This is a genomic window from Bacteroides sp. CACC 737 (assembly GCF_013874375.1).
Lineage (GTDB): Bacteria > Bacteroidota > Bacteroidia > Bacteroidales > Bacteroidaceae > Bacteroides > Bacteroides uniformis.
This window is the reverse complement of sequence record NZ_CP059408.1, coordinates 798,328-825,176: the sequence shown is the minus strand read 5'-3', so window position 1 is coordinate 825,176 and position 26,849 is coordinate 798,328. Positions and strand designations below refer to the sequence as shown.

The window sequence follows — 26,849 nt, the reverse complement described above, 5'->3', positions numbered from 1 at the left end:
ATATATATTACCTAATTACCGTCCTCACTACAAAATACAGATCAATCCCCTTTTTTGCAAATACGAATATTATCGAAAGCAAAATTGCGGGCTATTTCAGGATCTATTTTCAGAAGCATATTAAAATTAGTGTATGAACCCGGATAATAGTCTGGATAATCCACAGATTGGAATACATTCCACGGTAATGTAATGGTCTCCCACCGATTAAAGTTCTGGACATTGAAATCTGTTGCAATCCAATCACAAGGAGCTGCCGCCCAATAATGATAAATACTGAAACTTATTTTATCCTTGATGAACTGATTGGATGTACGGAACTCACATTTCACCACATAATCCTTGCATGACTCAAGTCCCAGCATATCCTCCGTATATTCAATGCCACCCCTTTCTGCAATATACCACCACCAAGGATCTACATATACAGAATTTTCATCAATTCTCAAAAAATTTCCGCTCAAACGCTGCGGATCCTTCTCATCGGTCACAACATTGGCTACATCGCTTGGCAACAGTTCATCAAAATCCATGATCATGAATTCACGGTCATAATAACGTCCCGGACAGACCGCCTCTACATTGTGCTTCAATCCCTTGACCTTGACACGGATATTCTTGTCCACATCAACCGGCACCTTGGCTGTCAAATAATTATTAGCAGACCGTATAACAGGGGAAACCTTTCCATTGAAATCAACAACCGCATTCAGTGAATCGATTTCATACAAATTGAAAAAATCTCCATAAATCATAATAGTATCGCCCGGTTTGGTATACTCATTGAACATACGCGTCAGTTTCAAATCGGGAGCCAAAGTCTTGAAAGGAAGTTCAAAACAGCCCGTTGAATTATAAATATAGATTTTATTGGTCTTATTAGTCGCCAATTTCACAGGAATTTTCATGAACAGAATGCTATTCTCGGTATATACCTCCTGCATATCAACCTTGACATCATCAATCAAAATAGAATCAATATTATGGGTGTCCAAACCTGTTCCATGGACAGCTATAAAATCACCCAAAGCAGCTTCAACAATCACTTTATCTAAATCTGCAATGGTAGTTATACTGGCCAATTTTATAGGAATAGCCGTTTCATCGTCATCAGAACAAGAAGTCCAAGACATTCCTATAAGAAGGGCACAAACAAAGTACATCTCCTTTAAACTTATTATCTTTTTCATTGTATTCTCCATTAATAATTAAACAATTACCATCCAGGATTATTTTTCTCAATATAAGGATTACCGTTAATTTCATCGGGTGGAAGAGGCATAAGCCAGTGTTTTTCTTCACGTCTCTTCAAATTACCATTCTCATCCATTCCAATGGCGTTCATTACAGGCAGATAAATACCCCAGCGGATCAAATCTGTACGGCGATTGCCCTCCACCGCAAACTCTTTAGCACGCTCTTCGAGGATAAACGAACGGAAAGTTTCCTTATCAAACGGCTTTTTCTTATGACGTTCACTCACCAATGTACTATTATTGCGCCTATTCAACATTTCCATCTTGGAGAATGCATCTTGAGTAGGGCCGTTCAATTCATTATCAGCTTCTGCATAAAGGAGCAACACTTCAGCATAACGCAAAAACGGCCAATTATAGTCTTTACGTGTACCATCAATTGTGCCCGTTACAGCCGTAAATTTAGTGAAACGAGAGCCAAAATATGCGCCATAAGCAGGCTGGTCTGTTTTCTGATAAGGCTCGATGCCTTCATATGGTGCTTCTTCACGATTCACATAGACACTATCTCTTAACGGATAGTAATACCAAGTATAAACTCCAGTTTCTGAATTGTAAGAACCAGGATAACGGTGTAGGATTCCCCAGGTAATGCGTTCATCATCCCAATCATCAAACATTTGTAGCCAATGGTCACGGTAGGTATAATACCCTTTACCCATCGTGCCATCATCATCCCAATACCCATAATAAGATTCACTTAAATAATTTCCAGACAAATTGTCTCCATCAGGATAAGTCTGAAGACAGAACAAGAATTCTGGACCATTCTTATTGGAAAGAGCCCACAAGTCTTTCTGGCTGGCAGCCAATGTACACTCACCTTCTGTTATTACCTCACCCGCCTTTTCTTTCGCCAATCTATAATATTCTTGTGAATCAAACTCCTCATAACCAGGAAGACGAATCTTATCATGCCAAATTTCCTGAGGCATTAGAGCAGACTCTGTACCATCAGGATTAGTCACTTTGCCGGGACCACCTTTGACCATAACCCTGCCACTCTCCATTGAAGCAGAACCAATCGTCGCATACACTAAAGCCAACAGTGATTTAGCAGAGGCACGAAAAACATGCCCTTTCTGATAATTGGCATCCGTACGAGGCATAAGCAAAGTTTCGGCTTCTTTTAGATTTGCAATAATATCTTCATATACCTCCTTAACAGAAGCTCTAGGCTGGTAAGTATCATTTCCCTCATTAATAGACGTTTTAAATATTGGAATAGGACCAAAGCGACGTACCAGCTCAAATTCGGCCCACGCTTTAAGGAACCGAAGTTCACCAAGAGCATTATTCTTCTCCTTTTCAGCCACATTAGTCATCGTACTTATCAAATAGTAATGATAGTTAGCACGATGAATGGCAGTCGAATAATATTCAAAAAGGTTATTAATACTACCATTGTTATAAAAGTTACCAGTTCCGGTTTCCTTAAAAGCCCAACCAGGACCTGTCTGATAATCATTATCATAATTAACCGCAGAGTCATAACTACCCCACTCAAACAACCAAGCCAATGGCTGATAAGCACCATTCACCAGCAGTTCATATTCACCGTCAGCAGCAAGATCCTCACCTGAAATAAATGTATATACTTCTTCATCCAATGAACAAGAAGTCATCAACATGGAACCCAAGCCCAATGTCATTAAAATATTCTTGATTTTCATACTAACATCAATTATTTAAAATCCAATTTGAATACCAAAGTTGAATGTGCGAGCACTCGGATAGGAAGCCATATCCACACCTCTACGTTTAGGGTCACTACCAAAAGAGTTCACATCAGGATCCATCCAACTATAACCAGAGATAGTGAACAAATTTGAGACACTGACTGCCAGATTGATACTTTCCACAAATTTGATAGGATGGCGGAAACGATAACTTAAGCTGACATTCTTACAACGTAGATAAGAACCGTCCTCAATGTAACGGTCAGAGGCCTTCATTGCACGTGTGCTGGTTCTACTGGCTCGTGGCCATTTAGCATTTGCCCTATTCTCTGCGGTCCAACGATTATTGTAAATAAAATAAGGCATATTATCCACACTGGCCATATCAAACTTCTTAAGATTGACATTAAGAATATCATTACCTTGTGTTCCCTGCAAAAAGAAACTGAATGTCCAGTTTTTCCATTCCAATGTATTGGTTATACCATATTGGAAATCGGGATTGGTGTCACCAATTATCTGGCGATCACGGTTGTCAATCACAGGATCCTCATCAAAATTCTTATATTTGACCTCCCCTACCATGCTCTTTACCTTAGAATCCGTTTCATTCCTATAATAAGGATCCGCACGTACCTCAGCCTCATTATCATAAAATCCATCTTCAACATAACCATACAACGTACCAATAGGCTCACCATTACGTACCAAAAACATATTTTCAATCCCCCAAGCAACATCCGAGTATTGATCTGAATCCAAGCCACCTACTTTATTGCGGTTAAAAGATATGTTAGCATCAATGCTCCACAAAAAATTGCGTACTTTGACAGGAATAAAATGTCCGGAAATTTCCAGACCTTTATTCGTCACATTCCCATAATTGGCCTGTATACGACTGAACCCGGAACTCATGGGGATAAGCTTGTCAAGCAACAAATCCTTTGTTTTCTTATAATAAGCGTCGACCGTCAAGTTTACACGACTATTCAAGAAAGCAATATCTAAACCCACATCGAACTGGTTGGTCGTCTCCCACTTCAAAAGAGTTGCAGCCGGACCGCCCCAACGGTCCTCAGCCATACCGCTCTGTAAAGAACCGCCCATGCCATAATCAGAAGTTACAAAGCGAGAACGGGTAGCATATGCACTGACACCTTGCCCTCCTGTCTGACCGGCACTGACACGCAGCTTTAAATTATCAAAAAAATTCAACCTTTTCAGAAAAGCTTCATCAGAAAGACGCCACGCAATGGCACCAGAATAGAAATTATCCCAACGATGTGATTCCGACAGTTTGCTAGATCCGTCACGGCGCATTGAAAATGTAAACAAATAACGGTCCAATAAATTATAATTAGCCCTAAACAAATAGGACATCAACTGAGATTTCCCTCTACTGCTCTCAATCCGGCGATCTTTAATACCGGCTTGAATCACATTGTCTTCATTCATGTCATTAGGGAAATTGGATGCCGCCATCCATTTACTGTGCCACATATATTTTTCATAAGTCATACCAAACATGGCATTAACAGCATGGATTCCAATTTTTTTATCAAAAGTCAATAGAGACTCTGTCGTGATACTTTCATAGGCGTCATCGGATTTCGTCGCATATCCATTAGTAGGAGAGATTCCGGAACCGGTCCAACGATTATTATAGGTATTACGTTCATAGTAACTGTAACCATAACCAAATTTTTGACGATATCTCAGCCAGTCAGTAAACTTCAGTTCACCAAAACTGGAAATAAAAACATTAAGTGTCTCCTGAATGTTCTTTTCCGTGTGTACAGTCAGATAGGGATTGGCTAAACCGGTAGAAAAATCTTCTGAGAAGCCTGAGTCTTTATCCGGATCAAACACAGGACGGGTCGGGTTGAATGAAATGGCAGCAGGAATCACACCATAAGTTTCACTATTAGTACGGGCAAAACGATTATCCGCTGTTGCGAAACTGATATTAGTACCTAACTCTAAAAAATCATTGATTTTACGGTTATTGTTAGCTCTTGCCGTATAACGCCTATAGTAAGAATTCACAATTACACCTTGCTGATCTGTATACCCGCCAGAATACATGTAGCTGCCTTTCTTATCACCACCTGATACGGTAACATTGTAATCCTGGCTAATTGCAGTCTGAAAGATCTGGTCTTGCCAGTTGGTTCCATAGAACATCTTTCCTTTATAATCAAAACCATTGCGGTAATCCCAAGGGCTGGGCTTATATTCCTTACCTACTACCACCATCTCACCTGTGATGGGATCGGGTTCCTTTATTTCAGACCAATATCCCTGCAATGGATATTCCAAAGAACTGTCAGCCTCCGAATAACCGTCATACAACAGCCCGTTCGTGATTCGTTCATTACGATATAAGGCATAGTCACATGCGTCAAGCACATCTATTCTCTTAACGGGATTGGAAATACTGAGATTGGCAGAGAGTTGAACTTTAGTCTTTCCCTCAGAACCTGATTTGGTAGTAATCAAAACAACCCCATTGGCTGCACGGGAACCATAAATGGCAGTAGCCGAAGCGTCCTTCAAAACCTCAATGGAGAGAATGTCCTGCGGACTGATGGTACTCAAGGGGTTATTACTTTGCTTCATGCCAAAGTCTGTAGAACGCCCTTCTCCCATGGAATACGGCATGCCGTCAACCACATACAAAGGTTCCGTACTGGTAGTAAATGAATTCGCACCACGGATCTGGATATTGATACCCGCACCAGGAGCACCGTCTGATTGAGACACATTTACACCTGCCATTTTTCCTTGCAGACCCTGGTTTATGCTCACAGGGTTGGTTTTTAGCAAGTCCTCACTTTTCAAGGATGATACAGCACCTGTAAGGTCACGTTTTTTCACACTGCCATAACCAATGACTACTGTTTCTTCCAGCATCTGGCTGTCCTCCGACAATGTCACGTTGACCGTATTTCTGCCCTTCACTGCGACCTCCTGTGTCCTGTAACCTATATAAGAGAATATCAATGTCGCATTTTTTGAGACACTGATCACATAGCGTCCATCGGCATTCGTGATAGTACCGTTCCTCTTGTCATTCTTGACACGCACGGTAACACCGATAACCGGTTCGCCCAGTTCGTCCAGAACAACTCCTGTTACTTTAGAAGCCTGGAACACCTCTGTGGTTTCGGCCTTCAGCCCGTTCGGCACAACCATCAGGACAACCAACAGTATGCCAACAATACATTTCATTGATGTGTGTAATCTTTTCATAGATTTTCTATTGATTAAATAATTAAATGAAGTTTTTCAATGCATTCAATGTCCGATTCCCATCTGTCAAGGATACGGCTCCATATAAACTAAACTCTAACAGCCCTAAACTACTTTAAAGACGGACAAACACATTAATACGATGGTACGAACTCACGCTTGGGCGGCTTCACTCCCCTATGATCCCCACGTAATAATCCCATTGCAATATCCTCTATCTGATTACTGGATTAATAAATATCTCATCCATATATACATTTTCCAAAGCATCAAAAGCAATCTTCACATAGCGCGCCCTTTCATCCAGATTCTCGAAGAACACCCCGTCAATCCAAGCATCATGCTTGTTGTTAGGAAAATACGGAGCATCCTTTATTGAAGCCAGATTATAAGTCTGGCCATCTTGAGAAGTGTAAACATAAACCTTCAAAGGAGCACCTATCTTTTCCTGATTATAGTTCAAAGTACGTACCAGCACCTTTCGAAGCGAAGTATTCTTTTGCAAATCAATCACTACCTCATGATGACCTTTTTCAAACCTTACCCAACGGCTGTCTCCACTATCCTCTTCGGCTACCCGACCATCTGCCAGTGCCTTCATGTCAGCCTTGCCAATCATTTCGGGGGTAGCAGAATTGCCCAATGCCTCAAGCAAAGCCGCTTCAAACAATTTCCAAAAAATGTCCCCTTCTTTCCATGCCATATAATTGTTGTACAAATCATTAGACCAAACCGGATGCCCCAATTGGTAGGAGGACTTCGGATCTTCAATAATTCCACCGAACATGAACGAAATAATCCTATCAACACCGGCTGCAGAAGCCGCTGCCTGCTGTGACAGCAAACGGGGATAAGCAGCCGGAATCAAAGCAGACTGGCGGTCATTGGTTCCTTCCTCCCAAGTAAAGGTCTCGCAGTTAGCCCACATCTCAATATTCAGACGGTTGTGTATATCGCGCATCCTTTGCCAGTTCTTTTTCAAACGAGGAAGGGTAAACTTGTCACGCACACATCCCACCTCATCTTGATAGGCAATGATATCCACTTTCAACTTTGCCATCTGCTTCTCAAAATCAGGATGGTCGAATTCAGACAAGCCAATCCCGTACGGAGATATCAAGGTCTTCTTTCCGGGAGTCAAGGACTTAGCCTTCTCTGTCAGTGTATTTACTGACTGCACAGCATGCTCTGCAAAAATGGGGCAAATACAATCTTCAACCGGAAGATACCAGCCATAGAAAGCCTTATGATTTTTATAGAGAGACGCAAGTTCTTCCATAATCTGAAGCTGGCGCTCCCTTATTGCCGGATCAAGCAGGTTGTCATCCTGGTCTTTTGCCCAACCCGTACTCATGAATACCTTCATATCATGTCTGGCCGCCTCGTCAAGAATCGCGTCAACGGGGCTTTGCAATTTATCATTATATACCCACGGCATCAACTTTGACGGATAATACGCTTTCCCTTCATTGGCAACCTCCATAAACACCAAATATTCAATCCCCATATTGGCCAATTCACGCACTTTAGCAGTCCATAATTTAGGATCCGTATTATCAAAATGTTGTGGATTAGTATACTTATTCCGTACGTCCTTGTAGGCCAAATTAATCCACGTACCTGTAATAGGCTGTATCACAGAAACCGATTTGACCATTTTTTCTTTTCGAGATTCGTCAGAGCCATTATTTCCTGCCCATACAGAAATTATTGGTAATGCAGCCAACAATCCCAACAGCCCCCACATTTTCATTTGTTTTTTTTGTCTCATAGTATATTATTTAAAAATAAAAAATTTAATTACCACCAGATACAATTATCAACCCCAAGCCTGAAAGGAAAAGTACCAGCATAAACGCAAGCAGCAAATTTATTGGCTTAGATGCGCCCTTGAATTCTTTCCAGATAAAAATCCCCCATAAGGCAGCAACCATAGTGGCACCTTGTCCCAAAGCATAGGAGACAGCCGCACCAGCTTTTCCCGCAGCAATATAACTACAAGCAGTCCCCAATGCCCAGATAGCCCCTCCCAGAATTCCAACCAGATGCGTCTTCATATTTCCACTGAAATAGTCACTATACGCCATCGGTTTGCCGACAAAGGGGTTCTTCATGACTAATGTATTGAAGAAGAAGTTGCTGACAAAAATACCCACTGCAAATACAAACAATGCTGAATAAGGAGTCATCATACCCGCAGTCGGTGCTTCCAGGTTTTCTAAATCCATAGCAGCCGCTACAAAACGATAGAAAAATGCCATCAATATGCCTGCACACACGGCTATGATAATCCCCTTTTTCCTCATTGCCTGGTCTGTTCCTCCTTTAGCAACTTTACCGGAAGCCATACCATTAAAAATAATAGCAAGCACAATCAGAAATACTCCAGAAAACAACACAGTTGCATCGCCTTTAGGGACGCTAAAGTAATTTATAAATACTCCTAATACCAGAGCTAACCCAACGCCTACGGGGAAAGCGACAGACATACCGGCCAATGACATGGAAGAAGACAGCAAGATATTGGATGCATTAAAAATGACACCTCCCAGAAACGCACTCCAGAAGTTTGAAGCATCAACCTGAAGCATATCATTAACAAAAGCTCTACCGGCATCCCCCGTACTCCCCAAAGTAAATCCCCATATCAAAGAGAAAAGAAGAATACCAACAACATAATCCCAATAAAAAAGTTCATATCGCCAGGTTTTCGCTGCCAGCTTTTGGGTATTTCCCCAAGAGCCCCAGCAAAGCATTGTAACCCAACAAAGAGCTACTGCCAATCCATAATTTTCAACTATATACATTACGACTGATTATTTATAGGTTAATTGATTGGGCTGGCCGGAATAAATTACCGCCTCACCTAAATAAACTTGTGCGTCTTTACGAGGATTCAACCATTTTAAAACAACCGTGTGCGCCGCATCAGGCAACTGGTATCTATGAAACAAATCAACCCTCCTATCGTCTATAGAAGTAGATTTTGCAACGGGAAGGTTGGCTGTTTCTACCAAAGAACCATCCACATACATCGCAACACTCGCAATATACGATTCATCAGAACATTTCACATATCCTTTCAAAACAAATCCGTTACCATCAAACATGAACTCTGAAGAATCCTGCAACAAAAAGTTAACAGCCTTCTTCTCTACCGGATAATGGCCTTCAAAAGCTTTCTCATACTTTACAGCAACCGGCTGTTGCGTTTTAATAACAACCTGCTCTCCCTGAATAGAGCCTCCTTCCTGCTCTATCACCTCCAAAGCCAGTTTCAAACTTAACTCATAAAGCTTATTCAGCGAAACTTCCGTATAGGCAAATGGGGTGTCCTCTACTTCATAAAGACTTTCTTTCCATAATTCCGGAATATTACTATATCCAAGCATTGTACCCAATATGCCGGCAGCAGTAGCCGCATTGCAATCAGAATCTTGTCCGCAACGTGCCGAAACATCAATTGTCCGATAAAAATCTTTCTTGCCATAAAGCAGCCCTATGGTCACATAGGCACTATTTATCTTTGCATCAATATCAAACGGAACAAAAACACCATCGGGGCAACCCACTTCCGAAGTCCACTTCTTCTGACATTCAAACCAAGTCTGTTTCCAGTCATCAGGGTATTTCCGATACCAACCAATCACATCTTTTATACAAGCATAAAAATCACTTTGCTCGGGAATTGTATTCAATGCCTCTTCTACCACATACTCCATATCGTCTGAAACAAAAGCCATGGAATACAGAGCTCCTACATACACACCACCATACCAGCCGTCGCCATACGTAAAGATATGGCCGATTTTATCTGAAATTTCAGAAGCGGTATTAGGCATGCCCGGTGACATTAGACCTGCAAAATCGGCTTCTATCTGATAGTCAATATCATCTGCATGAGGATTATTCAACCAGTGTCCGGACATGGGGGGCATAATGCCTTGCTTAATATTATACTTCGCAACTTGGTTGGCATGCCACAAAGGAAATCCAGCATCAGCAAACGAAACGGCAAAAGAATCGGCCGGTGCCTCTAAGCCCAAACGGTCGAACACATTCACAAATACAATATCCACATATATATCATCATACAATCCCGGAAATGTATCATAATAATATTTCACCCTATCTTTGGACCATTTTATGGGAGTATAGTCTTGAATCATAGTACCATTATGCAAGAATTCAACCGGTCCTCCATAAGTACAGCCAATAGTTTTTGCCGCCCAACCACCTTTCACTTTATCAGCCAATTGTTTTTTAGTCATAGAGACTTCATCCTGCACAACTGAAGTGGAAGAACCGCAGCCTGCACATAGTACAACGAAAATCCAAATAATAAAAGTTACATTCTTCATATTTATCAATTTTATAGTTGTCATTCAGCCTTTACTTTAGCGGATTCTTTGCCAATCACATTATAAACAGCCACTTCATAAGCATTATCTATTGTTCCTTCTGCATCAACAAAAGTCCTCGGAAGTTGTCCGTCACGTATTTGCAATTTCATAATCAACTGACCATCACGATAGATACTGTATCCGTCAACCGCTTTCACCTCATCAGGTATCCAACTGACTTCGATTCCCTTAGCCACCTTTCGTACAGCGGCACTCTTCACTCTCTCAGGAATATCCATTATAGGCAAACATCCCGTCCGGCAATATTGAAGATATGCCTGATGATACGCCGGATTGACTACAAACGGGCTATTGTAATGATTGTATGCAAAACAAATCAGGTTGCCGACATAACCATTTACAATCTCCAGCTGTTTTTGAACCCTTTCCAAAGGAGCACTAGTCCAAAAGCGCTGATCGAATGTCTCTACATTTCCCCAAAACTTCAGTCCAGGTTTAGTGTTGACAGCCTTCTTCAAACTAGAGAACCATTCCCACAAATTATCCAAATTCAGTCCACCTGCACCCACACAATCCTGAGGAGCGAATATATCTCCCGGACGGAAGTCGGTTTGCGCAAAGACGTTCGTCCACATCTTGCCATATTCTTCAGCATTTCCACCCACCTTGTAATTCATAAACGGAGACAACATAAGAGGCATTCCCGGAGCAATCTCGGAAAGATGGTTCAAATTCATATTCAATGCCTCTGCTAAAATTGATTGACGTTCAGAAGTCATACAATTCAAGTTGTCCACCTCCCAAACCCAATACCAGCCATGCATGGCATCCGGATACTTTTCTTTATACAAGGCAACAAGCTCATCTGCCACCTTATTACCCACTTCCATTTGTTCCAGCAACCAGTGAGCATCATAATCCACTTTCCACCAGCGTTCATTAAAGTTTAATCCTACAAATACTTTAATGCCATTTTTTTGTGCACTTTGCAAACACTTTTCAAGCGTTCTGCTGCCTTGCTTCTTCTTCGTCAGAGCAGACGGATAATTTGTAGTTGTTTTCCCTTTTTCATCCACCAGCAATGCAGGTGCATAAATCAGGTACTTCATGCCAGCTTCTTTCAGCATATCCATTTCCTGATTCCAACGTTCGTCGTCCCAATTTGTCACCAAAAACTCTTGCACAAAGGAACCACTGAAACGAGGAATATTACTGCCCTTGTTTTTCTGCTCAAATTGATAATGAAAATAGGTCCCTTTCAAATCTCTTATATAAGTATCAAAAACAGATTCATTTTCATGCAAATTAATGACACGTACCCCCCGGCTAAGCGTTTCATTATAGGCGGAAGGATAACCTGTCTTCCGGCCATAGGCCAAAGTTATGTTGCCGTCTAAATCAACCATATAGTCATTATTATGGTCATGACCTACAAACACCCCAATAACATCCCTCTTTTCTATAAATGAGGAGTACAACCCGGTATTCACACTTGGAGCACAAACACCCTCCTGCTTCTCGCCAAACTCCCGGCATGTCCACCTTGCCGTTTCATGCTCAGGCAGAGGAATATGGAAGAAAGCCAAGGAAGGCAATATGCGCTTGTTACGAGCAGTAACCAGACTGCTACTTTTTCTATACCACTCTATCTGGTCATGCTTAATCCAATCATAATAGCCAAAAGAACGATCTTTGGTATTATTGTGAGAATCGAAGAAATAGAGTACCCATTTTTCGGATGCAGCATCAGAAGAACGGACGGTCAACATGCAGTTGCCAGAGCCAGAAAGTCCTTTTTCAGCATCATAAGTCAGGTTATAAGGCCGTGTACACAGATAGTCCAATATCTGGGCATTGTTCATATCCGTTTCTTCATCATGATTGCCAAAGGTCACGACAAAAGGAGTTTGGGTTTCCCAAAATATTTTGGTCAATTTCTCCCATCCTTTCTTAGCATTCCAAGAAACTACTACATCACCTGTAAGAACAACCAAATCCGGATCTTCTATACGAATAACTTCACGAATCAAATGACAAGTGCTGTCATTCTTCAATTTATAAGAATCACTCTCTACCCAATGCAGGTCTGTCAACTGAACAATCTTGAACTTCCCGTCACGAAACTTCAAATCAGAAGCTTGAGAAAAAGCAGAGAGGCAAATAAAACAACAAACTAAATATAATAAAGATTTTTTCATTTTTTACGATCTGTTCTAAATGGAGCCAAAGGCAATCCGTTACTATCAAATAAATCAGGCATAGCATCATTGGAAAAACAATAACGTACTCCTACCGGTTCCTTCACCTTATCGGCAATGACACTTATATCTCCATTCTTTAATATAGAAGCCTTAGCCGGATGCAAATTGCCCTCTTTATCCACGACCTCAAAATGGCGAATGGCCTTATCCCTGCAAGCAAGTTTGCCAATAGCAGTCGTTGTTACAATTACTTTACGACCATCTACTCTAAAGGATTTTAGCATAGGCGAATACGGTTGTATATCCTCTTTATGATAACTATTTTTCAAAGCCATATCAGCCAATCGTTCTCCTACTTGTCTCTTCAGACTCGGATGAATATCTGTCAGGTCGTTTACCAAATCCCCCACCACAACCATGCCGGTATTTCTTAATGTAGCAGCCACATCGGCTTGTTGTTCACGCAAATACGCAGCATTTTTATCTGCATAGCCACTCCAGGGAGCTATCTGGACAAAATAGAAAGGCAGATAATGATGGAAAGCATTACGCCAGCCCCTAATCATAGCATCAAACATTACTCCATAATCCTGATGCCTTTCATTGTTAGCTTCTCCCTGATACCATATAACCCCGGCAATAGTGTAGTTTATAATGGGATGGATCATCGCATTGTAAAGAGAAGAATTAGCAGTCGGTGCCCATCCGGCAGTCAATGCTTTAGTCTTTTCTTCCAGTTTCTCATGGCGCAACGTAAATTCGTCAATCCAAGGCTCGATGGCAGTGCCACCCCAATAAGACCCTATCAACCCGACAGGAAGATTGCCCAACCCTTCATTCAACTTTTTCCCAAAGCAAAAAGCCACTACGCTAAAGTCTTCTGCAGTTTCGGGGGAACAGATTTCCCACTTTCCCTGAATTCTCTCAACCGGATATGCGGAGGATGACTTAGCCACCTTGAAAAAACGAATCTTTTTATTGTCAAACAGTGTACTTCTATCGGTGATGTCATCCACACGCCACTTAAAGCAATACTCCATATTTGACTGACCGGAACAAAGCCAAGTCTCTCCCATCAGAATGTCTTTCACCTCTGCACAAAGTTTACCTTCCCAACCATAAAACTGAATGGTGTACGGTCCTTCAGCCTTGGGGGTGTTTACATAAGTTTCCCAATATTTATATTTATCAGAAGATACATGAACCGTGTCATTGGGAGCCCAGCTGCACACAATCTTCAAATCCCAAACACTGGGGCACCATCCCCAAAGCTTCACTTCGGCATCGCGTTGCATCACCGCATGATCACTTATTATAGATGGAAGGACAAAATCAGCAGGATCTTGTGCCGCCAATTTGGTAAATCCCAACAGAGAAACTAAAAAATATACAATTCTTTTCATATCCTATTCATTTAAAATTTTGCCTGTTATACCAATCCATATATTGATTATATAACCTTACCGTCTCTCCTCTCAAGCCGGCATGAGCCTTAGATCCGGGCTTATTCATGATCCCAAGATACTGGTAAACCAAAATTTTGTCCACGAAAGGTGAAATAGCTTCCATTTGATGGATGATCCTATTGTCAAAGTCTGCCGGAAGCAAACTGCCATGAGTGGTCTGTTCAAAGTAAAACAACTCCATGTCAGCCCATATTCTGGAACGTCCTGCCTTTTGATGCGCTCTCGACAAATTCTCGTAATAACGGGCAGAGTCTTCCAACCTGGTTGAACCGACTCCCACTCCATCCTGATAGGCCACGATTTCCACATTAAGTTGTTCAAGCTGCCTCACAAAATAATCATCACATTTTTCTTTCTTTATATTGTATGGAGCAATTATATTCACACAGTTAGCATTCAATGACTTGGCCACTTGCGCGCACTCATTGACATAAGGTATCACAAAATCGCAAAAATAGGGATCCAACCATGACTCATTAGGAAAATACCACCCATAAAAACTCTGGTGATGCCCATATTTCTTATAGATTTCTTCCATCGATTGATTCCTTTTCTTACCCAGTTCTCTATCTGTCATCATCCGATGAGCATCAAGATCTGGCCCCCAATAATCATTGCTCACGAAGAACTTCACACCAAACTCATCTGCCGCTGAAAGCACTGTTTCAATAGGATCCTCACAACCCATTTCAAACTTGGGAGCCAATTTCGTATCAAAAAAGGCTTTGCCGTGAGCAGCTACATTCATCATCACCAAATATTCCATACCGGTCTCACTGATTTCACGAATCTTTTCCCTCCATTGGGCAGCAGTAAACTGTCTTAAATCTTTGTCCCAATATACTCCTTCTTTGCCTCCCGGATGCTGAAATTCAAACCAAGAGCCGGAAATAGGCTTTATATTCGGATTGGCAGCCGCTTGCTTTAAAATATCCGCTTGAGCTACTCCCGGCAGAGCCAAACCAACTGCTCCCAAACCTAACATTGACAAAAAATGACGTCTATCCACAATATTCCTCTTTTAACAGATTAAACTAAATTATTTATATCCAACTCTTTCCGATAAGGGATAGATGATTGAGCGCCCATTCTTGTAACAGAAATAGAAGAAGCTTTTGATGCAAACAATACAGCTTGCTCCAAACTCATCCCTTCGGAAACACCCACGCAAACAGCTCCATTGAAAGTGTCTCCTGCAGCCGTAGTATCAACCGGAACCACTTTGCAAGCATCTATATAACAAGTTTTTTCTCCTTCTCTTACAAAGCTTCCTTCGCCACCTAAGGTTATTATTATATTTTTCACACCTTTCCGATACAAAACATCGGCCGCCACAGCCACGTCTTTTTTGCTGTTTATCTTGACTCCGGTCAGCATTTCAGCCTCTATCCGATTGGGAGTTATCATATATAGATGTTGGAACAAAGATTCCGGCAAAGAACAAGCAGGAGCAGGATTCAATACAACTTTCACTCCCTTTTCATAAGCCTTCTGTGCAGCATATTCTACAGTTGGAAGGGGAATTTCCAGTTGCATCAATAATACATCTCCAGTCAGCATCTCCTTCTCCATACTGTCAATGTCTCCTTGTCCAAGTGACATATTAGCTCCTGAAGCCACAACAATACAATTTTCCGCATGCTGGTCCACGCTTATCAACGCAACTCCGGATGGGGTCTCCTTATCCAAAGCAATATAGTTTGTTGCTATGCCTTCATTTTGAAAAACACGCAAGGCCTGCTGTCCCAAAATATCATCACCCAATTTCGCTACAAATAACAAGTCACCACCCAACCGCTTCACTGCAACCGCTTGATTTGCTCCTTTACCCCCCTGATTCATAAGAAACTTACCACCAAGGATAGTCTCTCCCGGTACTGGCAAATGAGAGGTATGCACTACCATATCTGTATTCGAACTGCCTACTACTATGATTTTGCTCATACAGATTCTATTTATGAATTTGCTATTTCCTCTAAAACGGTCCAACACTGATACAATCCTCTGGGAACATGGAAACATCCTTTCCATTTTCCACCTTTCAGCGGAAGCAAAACTTCACCTCTTCTATTCAGGTATCCAAACCATTCAGGATATTCGGTATCTTTAAAATGAGTCCATGTATAATCATGCACTTTATTAAACCACTCCAGACATTGCCGGTCGCCCGTCAAATGATACCCTTTCAATAGAGAAATCAGAGTCTCGATATGTACCCACCAAAGCTTCTGATCCCATTCCAATTGCTGAGGAGGACAACCTTTACGATCCATAAAATAATAAATGCCCCCGAACTCTTTATCCCATCCATAATCGAGCATAGTTAAAGTGGTATTTTTCGCCTTTTCTATCAAGTCCAAACGCCCCAAACGTTTCCCTAAATCCATGATAAACCACATGGCTTCAATTGCATGCCCGGGAGTAACCTGCCTTCCCTCGAACGAATCGGAAAGCTGTCCGTCCATTTGTATATTTTCAACAATAAGCCCCCCCAATTCCGGACGATAAAATTCTTCCATAACCTCATGGATACAGACTTCCATGGTCTTTTCCAGATAATCCGCATCCAGCAAATGTTCTATCTCCAAAGCCAAATTGCATAAAATCATCGGCAATGCAAAGTTCTTCAAGTCACGCGTACCTGTATGCAACTTATTCCAGTGCCCTTTAGGATTATCAACCTTCGACAAGATTATATCAAACGTTTTCTTGGCAATCTCCGCATACTCTTCATTGCCTGTAGCCAAGCTTAACTGTCCAAATGCCATCGTAGCAAACGTATATGAAAAAATATTATAAGGATCGACCAATGGATTTCCTTGTCTGTCCAATGAGAAATACCAGTTATAGTTACCATCGTGACCATACTTTTTCAAGAATTCTCCTCCTTGAATGGCGCAATCTAACCACTCTTGACGCTTCTCGACCTTATTATAAAGCATCGAAAACATCCACACCTCGCGTCCCTGCAACCAAATAAATTTATCCGTATCAAATACATTACCTTGACGATCCAAGCATGTAAAATATCCACCATATTCATGATCTTGAGAACATTCAAGCCAAAAAGGAAGAATATGATTCATCAGTTCATCCTTATACTGTGTTGCTAATTTTTTAAAGTCCATAATTTTTTATATTTTAGTTCATAAGGTCAATTTATTTCATACGTGTCCAATACCGTTCTATCTCTTCCAAAGATTTGCCAGTCGTTTCCGGTACAAGTTTCCATACAATGAGCATATAAGGCACACACATTGCAGCAAACAAGAAAAATGTTCCAGCGGGGGTAAGATTCTGGAGCATCCAAGGAGTCAACTGTCCAATCAAGTATGTTCCAATCCAAAGAGAAAATCCAGCCATGGACATAGCCAAACCACGTACTTTGGTAGGATACATTTCTGAAAGAAGCACAAATATCACTGCACAAATAGACACGGCACAACAAAACACATAAGACAAAAAGAAAACAAGCAGGAACAGGCTCGAAATGCCCCATGATTTTCCAGCAATAAAATAGAAGCCTATCAATACCAATGAAAGGATCATACCTGAAACGCCATAATACACCAGCTTCTTACGGCCTACTCTATCAATAATGACAAGAGCCAGCACAGTAGTCAAGGTATTGACCAGCCCCACCAACACTTGATATAACAAGGAATCACCACCCGAAAGGCCAGCCCCTTCAAATATAGAAGGACCGTAATACAAGACCGCATTCACACCCATGAACTGTCCCAGCATGGCAATGGCAACACCGATTATTACAGCCTTCAGAATACCGGGCTGCAACAACAACACCCATTCAGACCTGACCTCTGATACAATCACCGATTTGGTCTCGTTCATCTGGATCATAGCCTCCTCGCCCGAGTTGTAGATTCGTTGCAATATACGGAGGCCGCGTTCTTCCCTGCCCTTCAAGATCAACCAACGGGGACTTTCGGGAATGAAGAAAATAACGGCAAAGAACAAAAGTGCCGGCAATGTCTCCATACCCAACATGCCCCTCCACACCTCAGAAATAAAGAGCTTCTCAAACAGCCCCGTGCCAGAAGCCACATGACTTTCCGAGTACCCAAGCAATTGGAAATTCACCAGATAGGCGCCCAAAAAACCTACCGTGACAGCCAATTGATACAAAGAGACCAAACGGCCTCTGTATTGAGCCACGGAGACTTCCGATATATATAAGGGAGAGATGATAGAGACAACACCAATACCCACACCACCAATAATACGGTACAGAACCAACTCATCAAAATCCGTACAAACAGCACAACCTATAGCTGAAGTGGAAAACAGCACAGCGGAAAGAATCATCGTCAGTTTACGGCCAAACCGATCACTCAACACACCGGCCAAAAGCACACCAGCAATAGATCCTATCAATGCGCAACCGACATACCAGCCTTGCTGCAACGCATCCAAGTGAAAAAGTGCGGTCACCTGGGCAATGGTTCCTGAAATCACAGCAGTATCATAGCCGAAAAGGAAACCTCCCAAGGCTGCAACAAAGGAAAGGAACACCAGATATCCGATATTTACATTTGTCTTCATCATTGTCTATAGCTTAACTTTATATACATTACCAAAACGATCTGTCACACACACTTCTATTAAAGCCTCACGATTCTTAGGAAGAGCACGGAACATGTGTTCTGTCCTTATCGGAGAAATCCAATCATACTCTACACGTTTCTTGTCCGAGCAAATGGCCTTCGCTTCCGGGTCAAAACCTGTGAAATGCTCCATTTCACCCATATATTTCCCGTCCTCATACCATTCCACCTTCCACTCTTCATCCCAATTCCAGACATTCGCAAGAATATACTCAGGATAATCCCTTGAAGCCCCCACCGGATAAGCCCTGAACTGATGTTCGATAGGATACCCCGCACTCTTATAACGCCAAGTCAGCTTGTTTCCGTCAACTTCATATACACCATAACCGCTGGGAGTGCCATCGGTACAGATATCAGCTTTCCAAAAAGTACCACATACAGCCGCAGTATTATGCTCCATCAGACTGTCATTGAATACAACATTACCGTTGTTATGGGTATGGCCAGTAAGCAAATGCGCCTCGTATCCTTTCAAAAGATCATACAAACTTGAAGCATTGCTGGTTTCATCAGGAAGCAGAGCATTAAATTCCAACTCCTTGGTAGAACTGGAGGGGATATGCATGGAAACAAACACCAAATGGTCTTTCGGAACAAAAGCCAAATCCTTCTCAATCCATTGCAAAGTACGCTCATCAATATAACCTATATAGCGATAATTCCTATTGATATAGTAACAGTTATCAAGCACGATATAATGGGCTTTTCCACGATTAAAGGAATAATAGATAGGACCGAAACACTCTTCATAGGTCTTATACGAATGTTCGTAGGAACGGACCCCATATTCCATATCATGATTTCCAATCACACGGTACATGGGGACATCCAACACGTCCGATGTCTGTTTATATGAAGGAAAAAGCGACAAGGCATTGCCTACAATATCACCACAGTCCAACACAAACAAATCATATTCTGAATGTCTGTTTATAAACTCCCTCATATCCTTCAGGTACTCCGCATAAGCCGCAACATCCTCGCCTTTTCCCAGCTGGACATCAGCCTGAACCAAGAAAAGATGTCTATCATCATTCCTTTGATTCTTGACCAAAGAAAAATCATATATAAAGGTCCCTTCTATAATATGCTGATAGAATAAAGGAAGGCTACCGTCCCGTTGAGGCAAATAGCCTGCAGGAGTAGTGACATATACAAAACGGGCGTCACGATGGTAAGGAATGGTATACTTGCCGGAAGCATCGGTCAAGACACAATCGAAACCGTTCGTTACTACCACATTCGCGACCCCATACCCCTGACATTTCACTTGTCCGGTTATAGCAAGTGGATTCTGTGCCATCATATTCAAGTGAACAACAGAAATAAAAAATACAAATAACAGTCTTGTCATGATCTCCATATTACTTTAGATTAAAAAAATCTTTATATCTATTATACAAGTGTCCTGCCTGTAAATATGCTGATTGAGGACTCATAAAATGAGAAAACTCAAAAGTGATGGCCTTGTCATAACCGGCTCGCTTGGCAGCCTCCAACTTCATCCGTAACTTGTCAAACTTGATAGGTAAAAAGTCAATGGGCATGTCACGATCAAAGGTTTCAGCGTTTGTCCAACATTTCATGCCATACTTATCAGCCAGTTTTTTGTTCACCGTAAAGAAAGCATCCAGTTCATCGTAATCGATATGTCCGTCCTGAAAAGCACAGGCGTCAACCACATCATGAATGCCATCGAAAATTTCATTCCACTCCCTTTCATGCTCCTGAACAGAAACCGCATCCTCCTTTGTCAACTTATCTGTACCCATCACGGCCTTTTTCCCGTCAATCCACGGAGAAATAAAAGTCGGCAAACCGCCGGAGACATCCTTGCATTGTTTGCCCATCGCATGAAAGGCATCAATGACACCCTTCGTCTTACGGCTTATCTCACCACTGATATACCATCCGCCGAAACTCTTGTACTTCTCACCGTACCTGCTCCACACCTCATCAATCACATACTTGTTATCCTCAACCTCCCACGAAAGGTCACCGGTATCCCAGTACTTGCCCGAATCATATAAACCAAAATAGAACTTCATGTGATATTTCCCCGCCAGACGAAGGAACATGTCCAACAAATCGACAGAAGGCATATAACACCCTTTACCCAGCAAATGCGCCGAAGGATAAGTAATGAATTTGCGATAACCCGACCGGATCATTATGACCGTGTCAATTCCAATACTCTGCATATACCGGAAATCCTGATCCCATTCCCTTTCCCCCCAATTCTGATGGGGAATATCATGGGATATCTCATCCAAGAACGTGCCGGTAATTTTAAGCGCATCGCCCATGGGGACCAGCATGGAAGAGGCAGACTCTTGAGAAAAGAAGTAATCCCCATCACTCTCCCGCCCCAACAATGAAGGGGCCATGAATGCAGACGCACCGAACAAAGCAGTCCTCTTTAAAAAATCCCTGCGTGTTTTCATTATTAATAAAATTAAGATCAACCATTATATATTAAACCTATCGAACAGATTTTTTAAGATAAAAAATCAATTATGTTTTTCATTGTTTAGATATTAATCGTTATTATTCAATTACTACGCTGCAAATATAGATATATTTATTATCTTTGCAAGAGTTAATAAAGTATTTAATTAATATATAACCTACAATTAATATACGTTAACACGCAATTACCAAATAATTTACATAATAACAAATTAAATACATAATATTTCCGAATAACAAACCCGTATATATTAATATAATAAACAAAATAGAGCAAATAACATAAAAATACATACCTATGAAACAGAATTTATTAAAAGAAATGGAAACCGGGAGCAAGAATGCACTCTTAAAAAAAAGGATCATCACACATTATATATATAATGGGAGCTCCACTATTACCGACTTGGCCAAGGAACTCGATCTGAGTGTGCCCACAACCACCAAATTCATCAATGAAATGTGTGAGGACAACTATATAAACGACTATGGGAAACTGGAGACCAGTAGCGGCCGCCATCCAAGCCTATATGGACTCAATCCGGAATCAGGATACTTCATCGGAGTGGACATTAAGAAATTTGCCATAAACATCGGACTGATCAATTTCAAGGGGGATATGGTGGAAATCAGGATGAACATACCATACAAGTTCGAAAATACACAGGAAGCTTTGGAAGAACTGTGTGCACTCATCCGAAACTTCATAAAGGGAACAGAAATCAACGACAAGAAGATAATGAACATCTGCATCAACATCTCCGGAAGGGTAAATCCGGAATCAGGATATAGTTTCAGCATGTTCAACTTTTCAGAGCGTCCTTTGGCGGATGTATTGAATGAAAAAATAGGGTACCCGGTCTGCATAGACAACGACACAAGGGCCATGACCTATGGAGAGCATATGCAAGGATGCGTCAAAGGGGAAAAAGACATCATTTTTGTCAACATAAGCTGGGGACTCGGAATCGGCATCATCATAGACGGGAAGGTATACACGGGAAAATCTGGATTTTCCGGAGAATTCGGGCACGTCAATGTTTTCGACAATGAAATACTGTGCCACTGCGGCAAAAAAGGATGCCTAGAAACGGAAGCCTCAGGATCGGCACTGCACCGCATCCTGTTGGAAAGAATCGGTAGCGGAGAAAGTTCCATACTATCAAAACGGACTGCAGAAAATCCGCCCACCTTGGATGAAATCATCACCGCAGTCAATAAAGAGGACTTGCTATGCATTGAGATAGTGGAAGAAATAGGCCAAAAACTGGGAAGGCAAATAGCTGGATTAATAAGCATATTCAATCCGGAACTAGTAATAATCGGGGGTACATTATCATCAACAGGAGACTATATAGTGCAGCCAATCAAAACGGCAATAAGGAAATACTCATTGAATCTGGTCAACAAAGACGCCACGGTGACTGTTTCCAAGCTAAAAGACAAGGCTGGAGTAGTTGGGGCCTGCATGCTGGCACGGAGCAGAATGTTCGAAATTTAAGACGGCCATTGCCAGCATAATGGGATTGACAAAGAGCATACCAAGAACACAACTATCATATGCAAAAATATTGAAAAAGCAAGTCAGTAGTTGGTTACTGATAAAAGCACAAAGTGACGAAGCGGACTAATTCATAGCCCTCTGAGAATATACTGGAATAAAACTTTTCACTTTCGAACAAATGTATTACATTTGTTCCCAGTTATAACCCCCATTACCTATAAGTATGCAAATATCAGACAGCATTGTCATCATCCCCACCTACAACGAACGGGAGAATATAGAAAATATCATCCGTGCCGTTTTTGCTCTGGAACATGGTTTTCACATCCTTGTCATTGAAGACGGTTCGCCCGACGGAACGGCAGATCTCGTCAGAACCTTACAGAAAGAGTTCCCCAAACGCCTCTTCATGGTGGAGCGCAAAGGAAAGCTGGGATTGGGAACAGCCTATATAGCCGGCTTTAAGTGGGCATTGCAACGAGACTATGAGTATGTATTCGAAATGGATGCCGACTTCAGCCACAATCCCCAAGACCTGCCCCGTCTCTACCGGGCCTGCTCCGAAGAGGGTGCCGATGTAGCCATCGGTTCACGTTATGTGAGTGGTGTGAACGTAGTGAACTGGCCCATGGGACGTGTACTGATGTCTTATTTTGCCTCCAAATATGTACGCTTCATCACGGGGCTGCCCATCCACGATACTACAGCCGGATTTGTATGTTACCGCCGCCGGGTATTGGAGACTATCAATCTGGACGGTATCCGCTTCAAAGGATACGCCTTCCAGATAGAAATGAAATTCACCGCCTACAAATGCGGCTTCAAGGTAAAGGAAGTGCCTGTCATCTTCATCAATCGCGAACTGGGCACTTCCAAAATGAACAGCAGTATTTTTGGTGAAGCCGTATTCGGAGTGATTCGGTTGAAATGGAACAGTTGGTTTCATAAATATCCTACTGTAGATAAGGAGATGAAGTGATGGGTGATAGAGTGATAGGGGTTTACTATAAATATTAGGAAGATATGAAAAGAACATTGATACATAACGCTACGATTGTCAACGAAGGACAATCCGTGAAAGGTTCCGTAGTGATAGAAGACGGGCGCATTGCAGAGGTACTGACCAACTGGAAACCTCTCTCTGCCCCTTGTGATGAAACCATAGATGCCACCGGATGCTATCTGTTGCCGGGCATCATCGATGACCATGTACATTTTCGCGATCCCGGGCTAACCCACAAAGCGGACATCCTCACCGAAAGCCGTGCGGCTGCCGCAGGTGGTGTGACCTCCATCATGGATATGCCCAATACAAATCCAGTGACCACTACACTGGATGCTTTGAACGCCAAGCTCGATTTACTGAACGAAAAGTGTATCGTAAACCATTCCTGCTACTTCGGTGCAACAAACAACAACTACAGCGAATTCGGCAAGCTGGACAAGCACCGTGTCTGCGGTATCAAGCTATTCATGGGTTCCAGTACCGGAAACATGCTGGTAGACAAGATGAACAGCCTGCTAAATATTTTCAATGGTACAGACATGCTGATTGCCGCCCACTGCGAAGACCAGGAAACCATCAAGAACAATATTGCCAAGTATAAGGAAATGTTTGCCGGAGAGAATGATATTCCCATAGGCAAGCATCCCTACATCCGCTCTTCGGCAGCATGCTATGCATCCTCTGAACTGGCAGTACGGCTGGCAAGAATTGCCGGAGCACGGTTGCATATCCTGCATGTGTCCACAGCTAAGGAACTGCAATTATTCAATGACTATTCACTTTCCGAGAAGCATATCACCGCCGAAGCATGCGTTGCCCATCTCCTCTTCACGCTCAGTGACTATCGCACGTTGGGTACACGTATCAAGTGTAATCCTGCCATTAAGAAGCAAGCCGACCGCGATGCCCTGCGTGCAGCCGTCAACTCCGGCCTGATAGACGTAATAGCCACCGACCATGCCCCCCATCTGCTCGCCGAGAAAGAAGGGGGTGCTTTGAAAGCCATGTCCGGCATGCCGATGATACAGTTTTCGCTTGTCAGCATGCTGCAACTGGTAGATGAGGGAATATTCACTCTCGAGACCATCGTTGAAAAAATGTGCCATGCTCCCGCACAAATCTACCACATCAACGAGCGCGGCTATATCCGTGAAGGTTACCGGGCAGACCTTGTGCTGGTACGCCCCGATACCCCGTGGGAAGTGACAGCCGACAAAGTTTTGAGCAAATGCGGCTGGAGCCCATTGGAAGGACATACCTTCAACTGGAAAGTGGAAAGGACTTTTGCCAACGGACATCCCGTTTATACTGACGGTATGGTGGACGACGCTTATCGTGGCGAGGAACTGAGATTTGGGGAGTGAAGGCTAGGAATTAAGGATTAGGGATTAAATGGGATGAAAAGGACAATACTGGCACCGGGGCATGAATTGCTTTCGTATCGGATTCATGAAGTAACCCCTTACATCAACTGGATTTATTTCTTCCATGCCTGGGGCTTCCAGCCTCGCTTTGCGGCTATTGCCAACATCCATGGCTGCGATTCCTGCCGTGCACTTTGGCTGACGACCTTTCCCGAGGAGGAACGTACCAAAGCTTCCGAAGCCATGCAGCTCTTCAAGGAAGCCAATAGAATGCTCGACCGACTGGACGAAACAATCTCCATCCATTGCATCTTCAGGCTTTGCCAGGCAAATGCAGATGGAGATAACCTCTTGATAGAAGGAACAACCTTCCCTCTGCTCCGACAGCAGACACCACAACCCGATGGCGGTCCATTTCTCTGTCTGAGTGATTTTGTACGTCCCCTCTCTTCGGACACACCCGACATCGTAGGGCTTTTCGCCTCTACCATCAGTGAAGAGGCCGAAGAGACTTACAAGAACGACCCTTACAAACATCTCCTTGTACAAACCTTGAACGACCGCCTCGCCGAAGCCGCCACAGAAAAGATGCACGAATATGTCCGCAAGGAGGCTTGGGGCTATGCCCCCGACGAATCCTTGTCCATTCCGGATTTGCTGGTCGAGAAGTACCAAGGCATCCGCCCCGCTGTGGGATACCCCTCCCTACCCGACCAATCCGTGAATTTCTTGCTGGACGAACTGCTCGGCATGAAACAGATAGGCATCACGCTGACTGAACATGGAGCCATGCACCCTCACTCCTCCGTCTGCGGCATGATGCTGGCACATCCCGCATCCCGATACTTTGCAGTGGGCAAGATTGGAGAGGACCAGCTGGAAGACTACGCCCGCCGCCGGGGAATGCCAATAGGGAATATGCGGAAGTTTCTGGCAGGAAATATAGAAAGCGTATCATAATGCTGATAATTCGGTACATTAAAAAAGGAGTTACACAGACGACACAGATTAAACAGATTTTCACTGATAATTTTGTTCATCATGAATTTCTCATCTGTGGTCATCTGTTTAATCTGTGTCACCTATGTGCCATAAAAAATAATCCTTTTGAACTGTGATTTATCGCCCCTTTCCGCGACTAACAGTGCAAAGCAACTCGAAAGAAGCAAAAAGATGGAAAATGCAGAACAAGAGTTTGTATCCGTGGTACGAGAGTATGAGCGCGTGATATATAAGGTGTGCTATCTGTACACCACGCCCAACGCTACCCTCAACGACTTATATCAGGAAGTGGTACTCAACTTATGGAAAGCATTTCCCAAGTTCCGGCGGGAGTGCAAGATTTCAACATGGATTTACCGCATCGCACTGAACACGTGCATCAGCTTTATCCGCAAAGAAAAGAACATCCCCGAAATCGTTACCCTCAACCAAGAAGCCGACCGGACTGAAGAAACCGACGAGACACAAGCCATGCTACGGCAACTCTACCGGATGATAAACCGGCTGGGACAATTGGAAAAATCCATCATCCTGCTCTATCTGGAAGAGAAAAGCTACGAAGAAATTGCCGAAATCACCGGGCTGACTTTGACAAACGTTGCCACCAAGCTCAGCCGCATCAAAGACAAATTGAAAAGAATGAATAAGGAGGAATAGA

General features: G+C 42.6%; 19 protein-coding genes. 5 read left to right on the top strand and 14 right to left on the bottom strand.

Translation table 11 applies throughout. From position 1 onward, the window contains the following. Nucleotides 1–41: 41 nt before the first annotated feature. From H1A11_RS03520 to H1A11_RS03455, 14 genes are all read right to left on the bottom strand, one after another. A complete protein-coding gene (locus H1A11_RS03520) occupies nt 42–1,190 on the bottom strand; it encodes a glycan-binding surface protein (RefSeq protein WP_117600981.1) in 1,149 nt (382 codons plus the stop codon). Nucleotides 1,191–1,216: 26 nt separating this feature from the next. Further along, complete coding sequence (locus H1A11_RS03515) at nt 1,217–2,929, bottom strand: RagB/SusD family nutrient uptake outer membrane protein (RefSeq protein ID WP_117600968.1); 1,713 nt, start codon at nt 2,927–2,929, stop codon at nt 1,217–1,219. A 15-nt stretch (nt 2,930–2,944) separates the two neighbouring features. Continuing rightward, nucleotides 2,945–6,187: a TonB-dependent receptor gene (locus H1A11_RS03510; protein ID WP_117600969.1), complete on the bottom strand. Its 3,243-nt coding sequence runs from the start codon at nt 6,185–6,187 to the stop codon at nt 2,945–2,947. Between the two features lie 214 nt (nt 6,188–6,401). After that, nucleotides 6,402–7,958, bottom strand: coding sequence for a DUF4434 domain-containing protein (locus H1A11_RS03505; protein WP_165491394.1), 1,557 nt, complete (start codon nt 7,956–7,958; stop codon nt 6,402–6,404). 25 nt (nt 7,959–7,983) lie between these two features. Then, on the bottom strand, nt 7,984–8,994 hold the full coding sequence (locus tag H1A11_RS03500) for a GRP family sugar transporter (protein WP_181757725.1): 1,011 nt from the start codon (nt 8,992–8,994) through the stop codon (nt 7,984–7,986). A 9-nt stretch (nt 8,995–9,003) separates the two neighbouring features. Beyond that, a complete protein-coding gene (locus H1A11_RS03495; protein ID WP_117600983.1) occupies nt 9,004–10,548 on the bottom strand; it encodes an ADP-ribosylglycohydrolase family protein in 1,545 nt (514 codons plus the stop codon). Between the two features lie 20 nt (nt 10,549–10,568). Beyond that, entirely contained in the window at nt 10,569–12,749 is a 2,181-nt protein-coding gene (locus tag H1A11_RS03490; protein WP_119961986.1) for a DUF4434 domain-containing protein, read from the bottom strand. Continuing rightward, a complete protein-coding gene (locus tag H1A11_RS03485; protein WP_119961987.1) occupies nt 12,746–14,155 on the bottom strand; it encodes a sialate O-acetylesterase in 1,410 nt (469 codons plus the stop codon). The genes H1A11_RS03490 and H1A11_RS03485 overlap by 4 nt, the downstream gene beginning before the upstream one ends. A 7-nt stretch (nt 14,156–14,162) precedes the next feature. After that, nucleotides 14,163–15,227, bottom strand: coding sequence for a DUF4434 domain-containing protein (locus H1A11_RS03480; protein ID WP_117600973.1), 1,065 nt, complete (start codon nt 15,225–15,227; stop codon nt 14,163–14,165). 20 nt (nt 15,228–15,247) lie between these two features. Next, nucleotides 15,248–16,162 carry a ribokinase gene (rbsK, locus tag H1A11_RS03475; RefSeq protein WP_117600974.1) on the bottom strand — a complete coding sequence of 305 codons (915 nt, stop codon included), beginning with the start codon at nt 16,160–16,162 and terminating at the stop codon, nt 15,248–15,250. 11 nt (nt 16,163–16,173) lie between these two features. After that, the gene (locus tag H1A11_RS03470; protein WP_117600975.1) at nt 16,174–17,346 is read right to left on the bottom strand and encodes an AGE family epimerase/isomerase; all 1,173 of its coding nucleotides are present in this window, start codon (nt 17,344–17,346) and stop codon (nt 16,174–16,176) included. Nucleotides 17,347–17,377: 31 nt separating this feature from the next. Further along, the gene (locus H1A11_RS03465; RefSeq protein ID WP_181758072.1) at nt 17,378–18,781 is read right to left on the bottom strand and encodes a sugar porter family MFS transporter; all 1,404 of its coding nucleotides are present in this window, start codon (nt 18,779–18,781) and stop codon (nt 17,378–17,380) included. A gap of 6 nt (nt 18,782–18,787) precedes the next feature. After that, nucleotides 18,788–20,209 (bottom strand): calcineurin-like phosphoesterase family protein, encoded by a 1,422-nt coding sequence (locus H1A11_RS03460; protein ID WP_131225990.1) that lies wholly within the window; start codon nt 20,207–20,209, stop codon nt 18,788–18,790. Nucleotide 20,210: 1 nt separating this feature from the next. Beyond that, a complete protein-coding gene (locus H1A11_RS03455; RefSeq protein ID WP_131225988.1) occupies nt 20,211–21,290 on the bottom strand; it encodes a DUF4434 domain-containing protein in 1,080 nt (359 codons plus the stop codon). 323 nt (nt 21,291–21,613) lie between these two features. Between H1A11_RS03455 and H1A11_RS03450 the strand changes: the two genes are divergently transcribed. The 5 genes from H1A11_RS03450 (at nt 21,614) to H1A11_RS03430 (ending at nt 26,848) form a co-directional block, all read left to right on the top strand. Next, a complete protein-coding gene (locus H1A11_RS03450) occupies nt 21,614–22,816 on the top strand; it encodes an ROK family transcriptional regulator (protein ID WP_117866658.1) in 1,203 nt (400 codons plus the stop codon). A gap of 226 nt (nt 22,817–23,042) precedes the next feature. Beyond that, nucleotides 23,043–23,798, top strand: coding sequence for a polyprenol monophosphomannose synthase (locus tag H1A11_RS03445; protein WP_138345741.1), 756 nt, complete (start codon nt 23,043–23,045; stop codon nt 23,796–23,798). A gap of 44 nt (nt 23,799–23,842) precedes the next feature. Continuing rightward, the gene (locus H1A11_RS03440; protein WP_117887544.1) at nt 23,843–25,189 is read left to right on the top strand and encodes a dihydroorotase; all 1,347 of its coding nucleotides are present in this window, start codon (nt 23,843–23,845) and stop codon (nt 25,187–25,189) included. A 33-nt stretch (nt 25,190–25,222) separates the two neighbouring features. Further along, nucleotides 25,223–26,149, top strand: coding sequence for a vitamin B12 dependent-methionine synthase activation domain-containing protein (locus H1A11_RS03435; protein WP_117887543.1), 927 nt, complete (start codon nt 25,223–25,225; stop codon nt 26,147–26,149). A gap of 213 nt (nt 26,150–26,362) precedes the next feature. Continuing rightward, complete coding sequence (locus H1A11_RS03430; RefSeq protein WP_057088092.1) at nt 26,363–26,848, top strand: RNA polymerase sigma factor; 486 nt, start codon at nt 26,363–26,365, stop codon at nt 26,846–26,848. Nucleotide 26,849 lies beyond the last annotated feature (1 nt).

Coding starts and splice junctions, on each gene's coding strand:
- H1A11_RS03520 (WP_117600981.1), bottom strand. CDS start 1,190: ATGAAAAAGATAATAAGTTTAAAGGAGATGTACTTTGTTTGTGCCCTT.
- H1A11_RS03445 (WP_138345741.1), top strand. CDS start 23,043: ATGCAAATATCAGACAGCATTGTCATCATCCCCACCTACAACGAACGG.
- H1A11_RS03510 (WP_117600969.1), bottom strand. CDS start 6,187: ATGAAAAGATTACACACATCAATGAAATGTATTGTTGGCATACTGTTG.
- H1A11_RS03515 (WP_117600968.1), bottom strand. CDS start 2,929: ATGAAAATCAAGAATATTTTAATGACATTGGGCTTGGGTTCCATGTTG.
- H1A11_RS03460 (WP_131225990.1), bottom strand. CDS start 20,209: ATGGAGATCATGACAAGACTGTTATTTGTATTTTTTATTTCTGTTGTT.
- H1A11_RS03485 (WP_119961987.1), bottom strand. CDS start 14,155: ATGAAAAGAATTGTATATTTTTTAGTTTCTCTGTTGGGATTTACCAAA.
- H1A11_RS03440 (WP_117887544.1), top strand. CDS start 23,843: ATGAAAAGAACATTGATACATAACGCTACGATTGTCAACGAAGGACAA.
- H1A11_RS03505 (WP_165491394.1), bottom strand. CDS start 7,958: ATGAGACAAAAAAAACAAATGAAAATGTGGGGGCTGTTGGGATTGTTG.
- H1A11_RS03435 (WP_117887543.1), top strand. CDS start 25,223: ATGAAAAGGACAATACTGGCACCGGGGCATGAATTGCTTTCGTATCGG.
- H1A11_RS03490 (WP_119961986.1), bottom strand. CDS start 12,749: ATGAAAAAATCTTTATTATATTTAGTTTGTTGTTTTATTTGCCTCTCT.
- H1A11_RS03500 (WP_181757725.1), bottom strand. CDS start 8,994: ATGTATATAGTTGAAAATTATGGATTGGCAGTAGCTCTTTGTTGGGTT.
- H1A11_RS03450 (WP_117866658.1), top strand. CDS start 21,614: ATGAAACAGAATTTATTAAAAGAAATGGAAACCGGGAGCAAGAATGCA.
- H1A11_RS03465 (WP_181758072.1), bottom strand. CDS start 18,781: ATGAAGACAAATGTAAATATCGGATATCTGGTGTTCCTTTCCTTTGTT.
- H1A11_RS03470 (WP_117600975.1), bottom strand. CDS start 17,346: ATGGACTTTAAAAAATTAGCAACACAGTATAAGGATGAACTGATGAAT.
- H1A11_RS03455 (WP_131225988.1), bottom strand. CDS start 21,290: ATGAAAACACGCAGGGATTTTTTAAAGAGGACTGCTTTGTTCGGTGCG.
- H1A11_RS03430 (WP_057088092.1), top strand. CDS start 26,363: ATGGAAAATGCAGAACAAGAGTTTGTATCCGTGGTACGAGAGTATGAG.
- rbsK (WP_117600974.1), bottom strand. CDS start 16,162: ATGAGCAAAATCATAGTAGTAGGCAGTTCGAATACAGATATGGTAGTG.
- H1A11_RS03495 (WP_117600983.1), bottom strand. CDS start 10,548: ATGAAGAATGTAACTTTTATTATTTGGATTTTCGTTGTACTATGTGCA.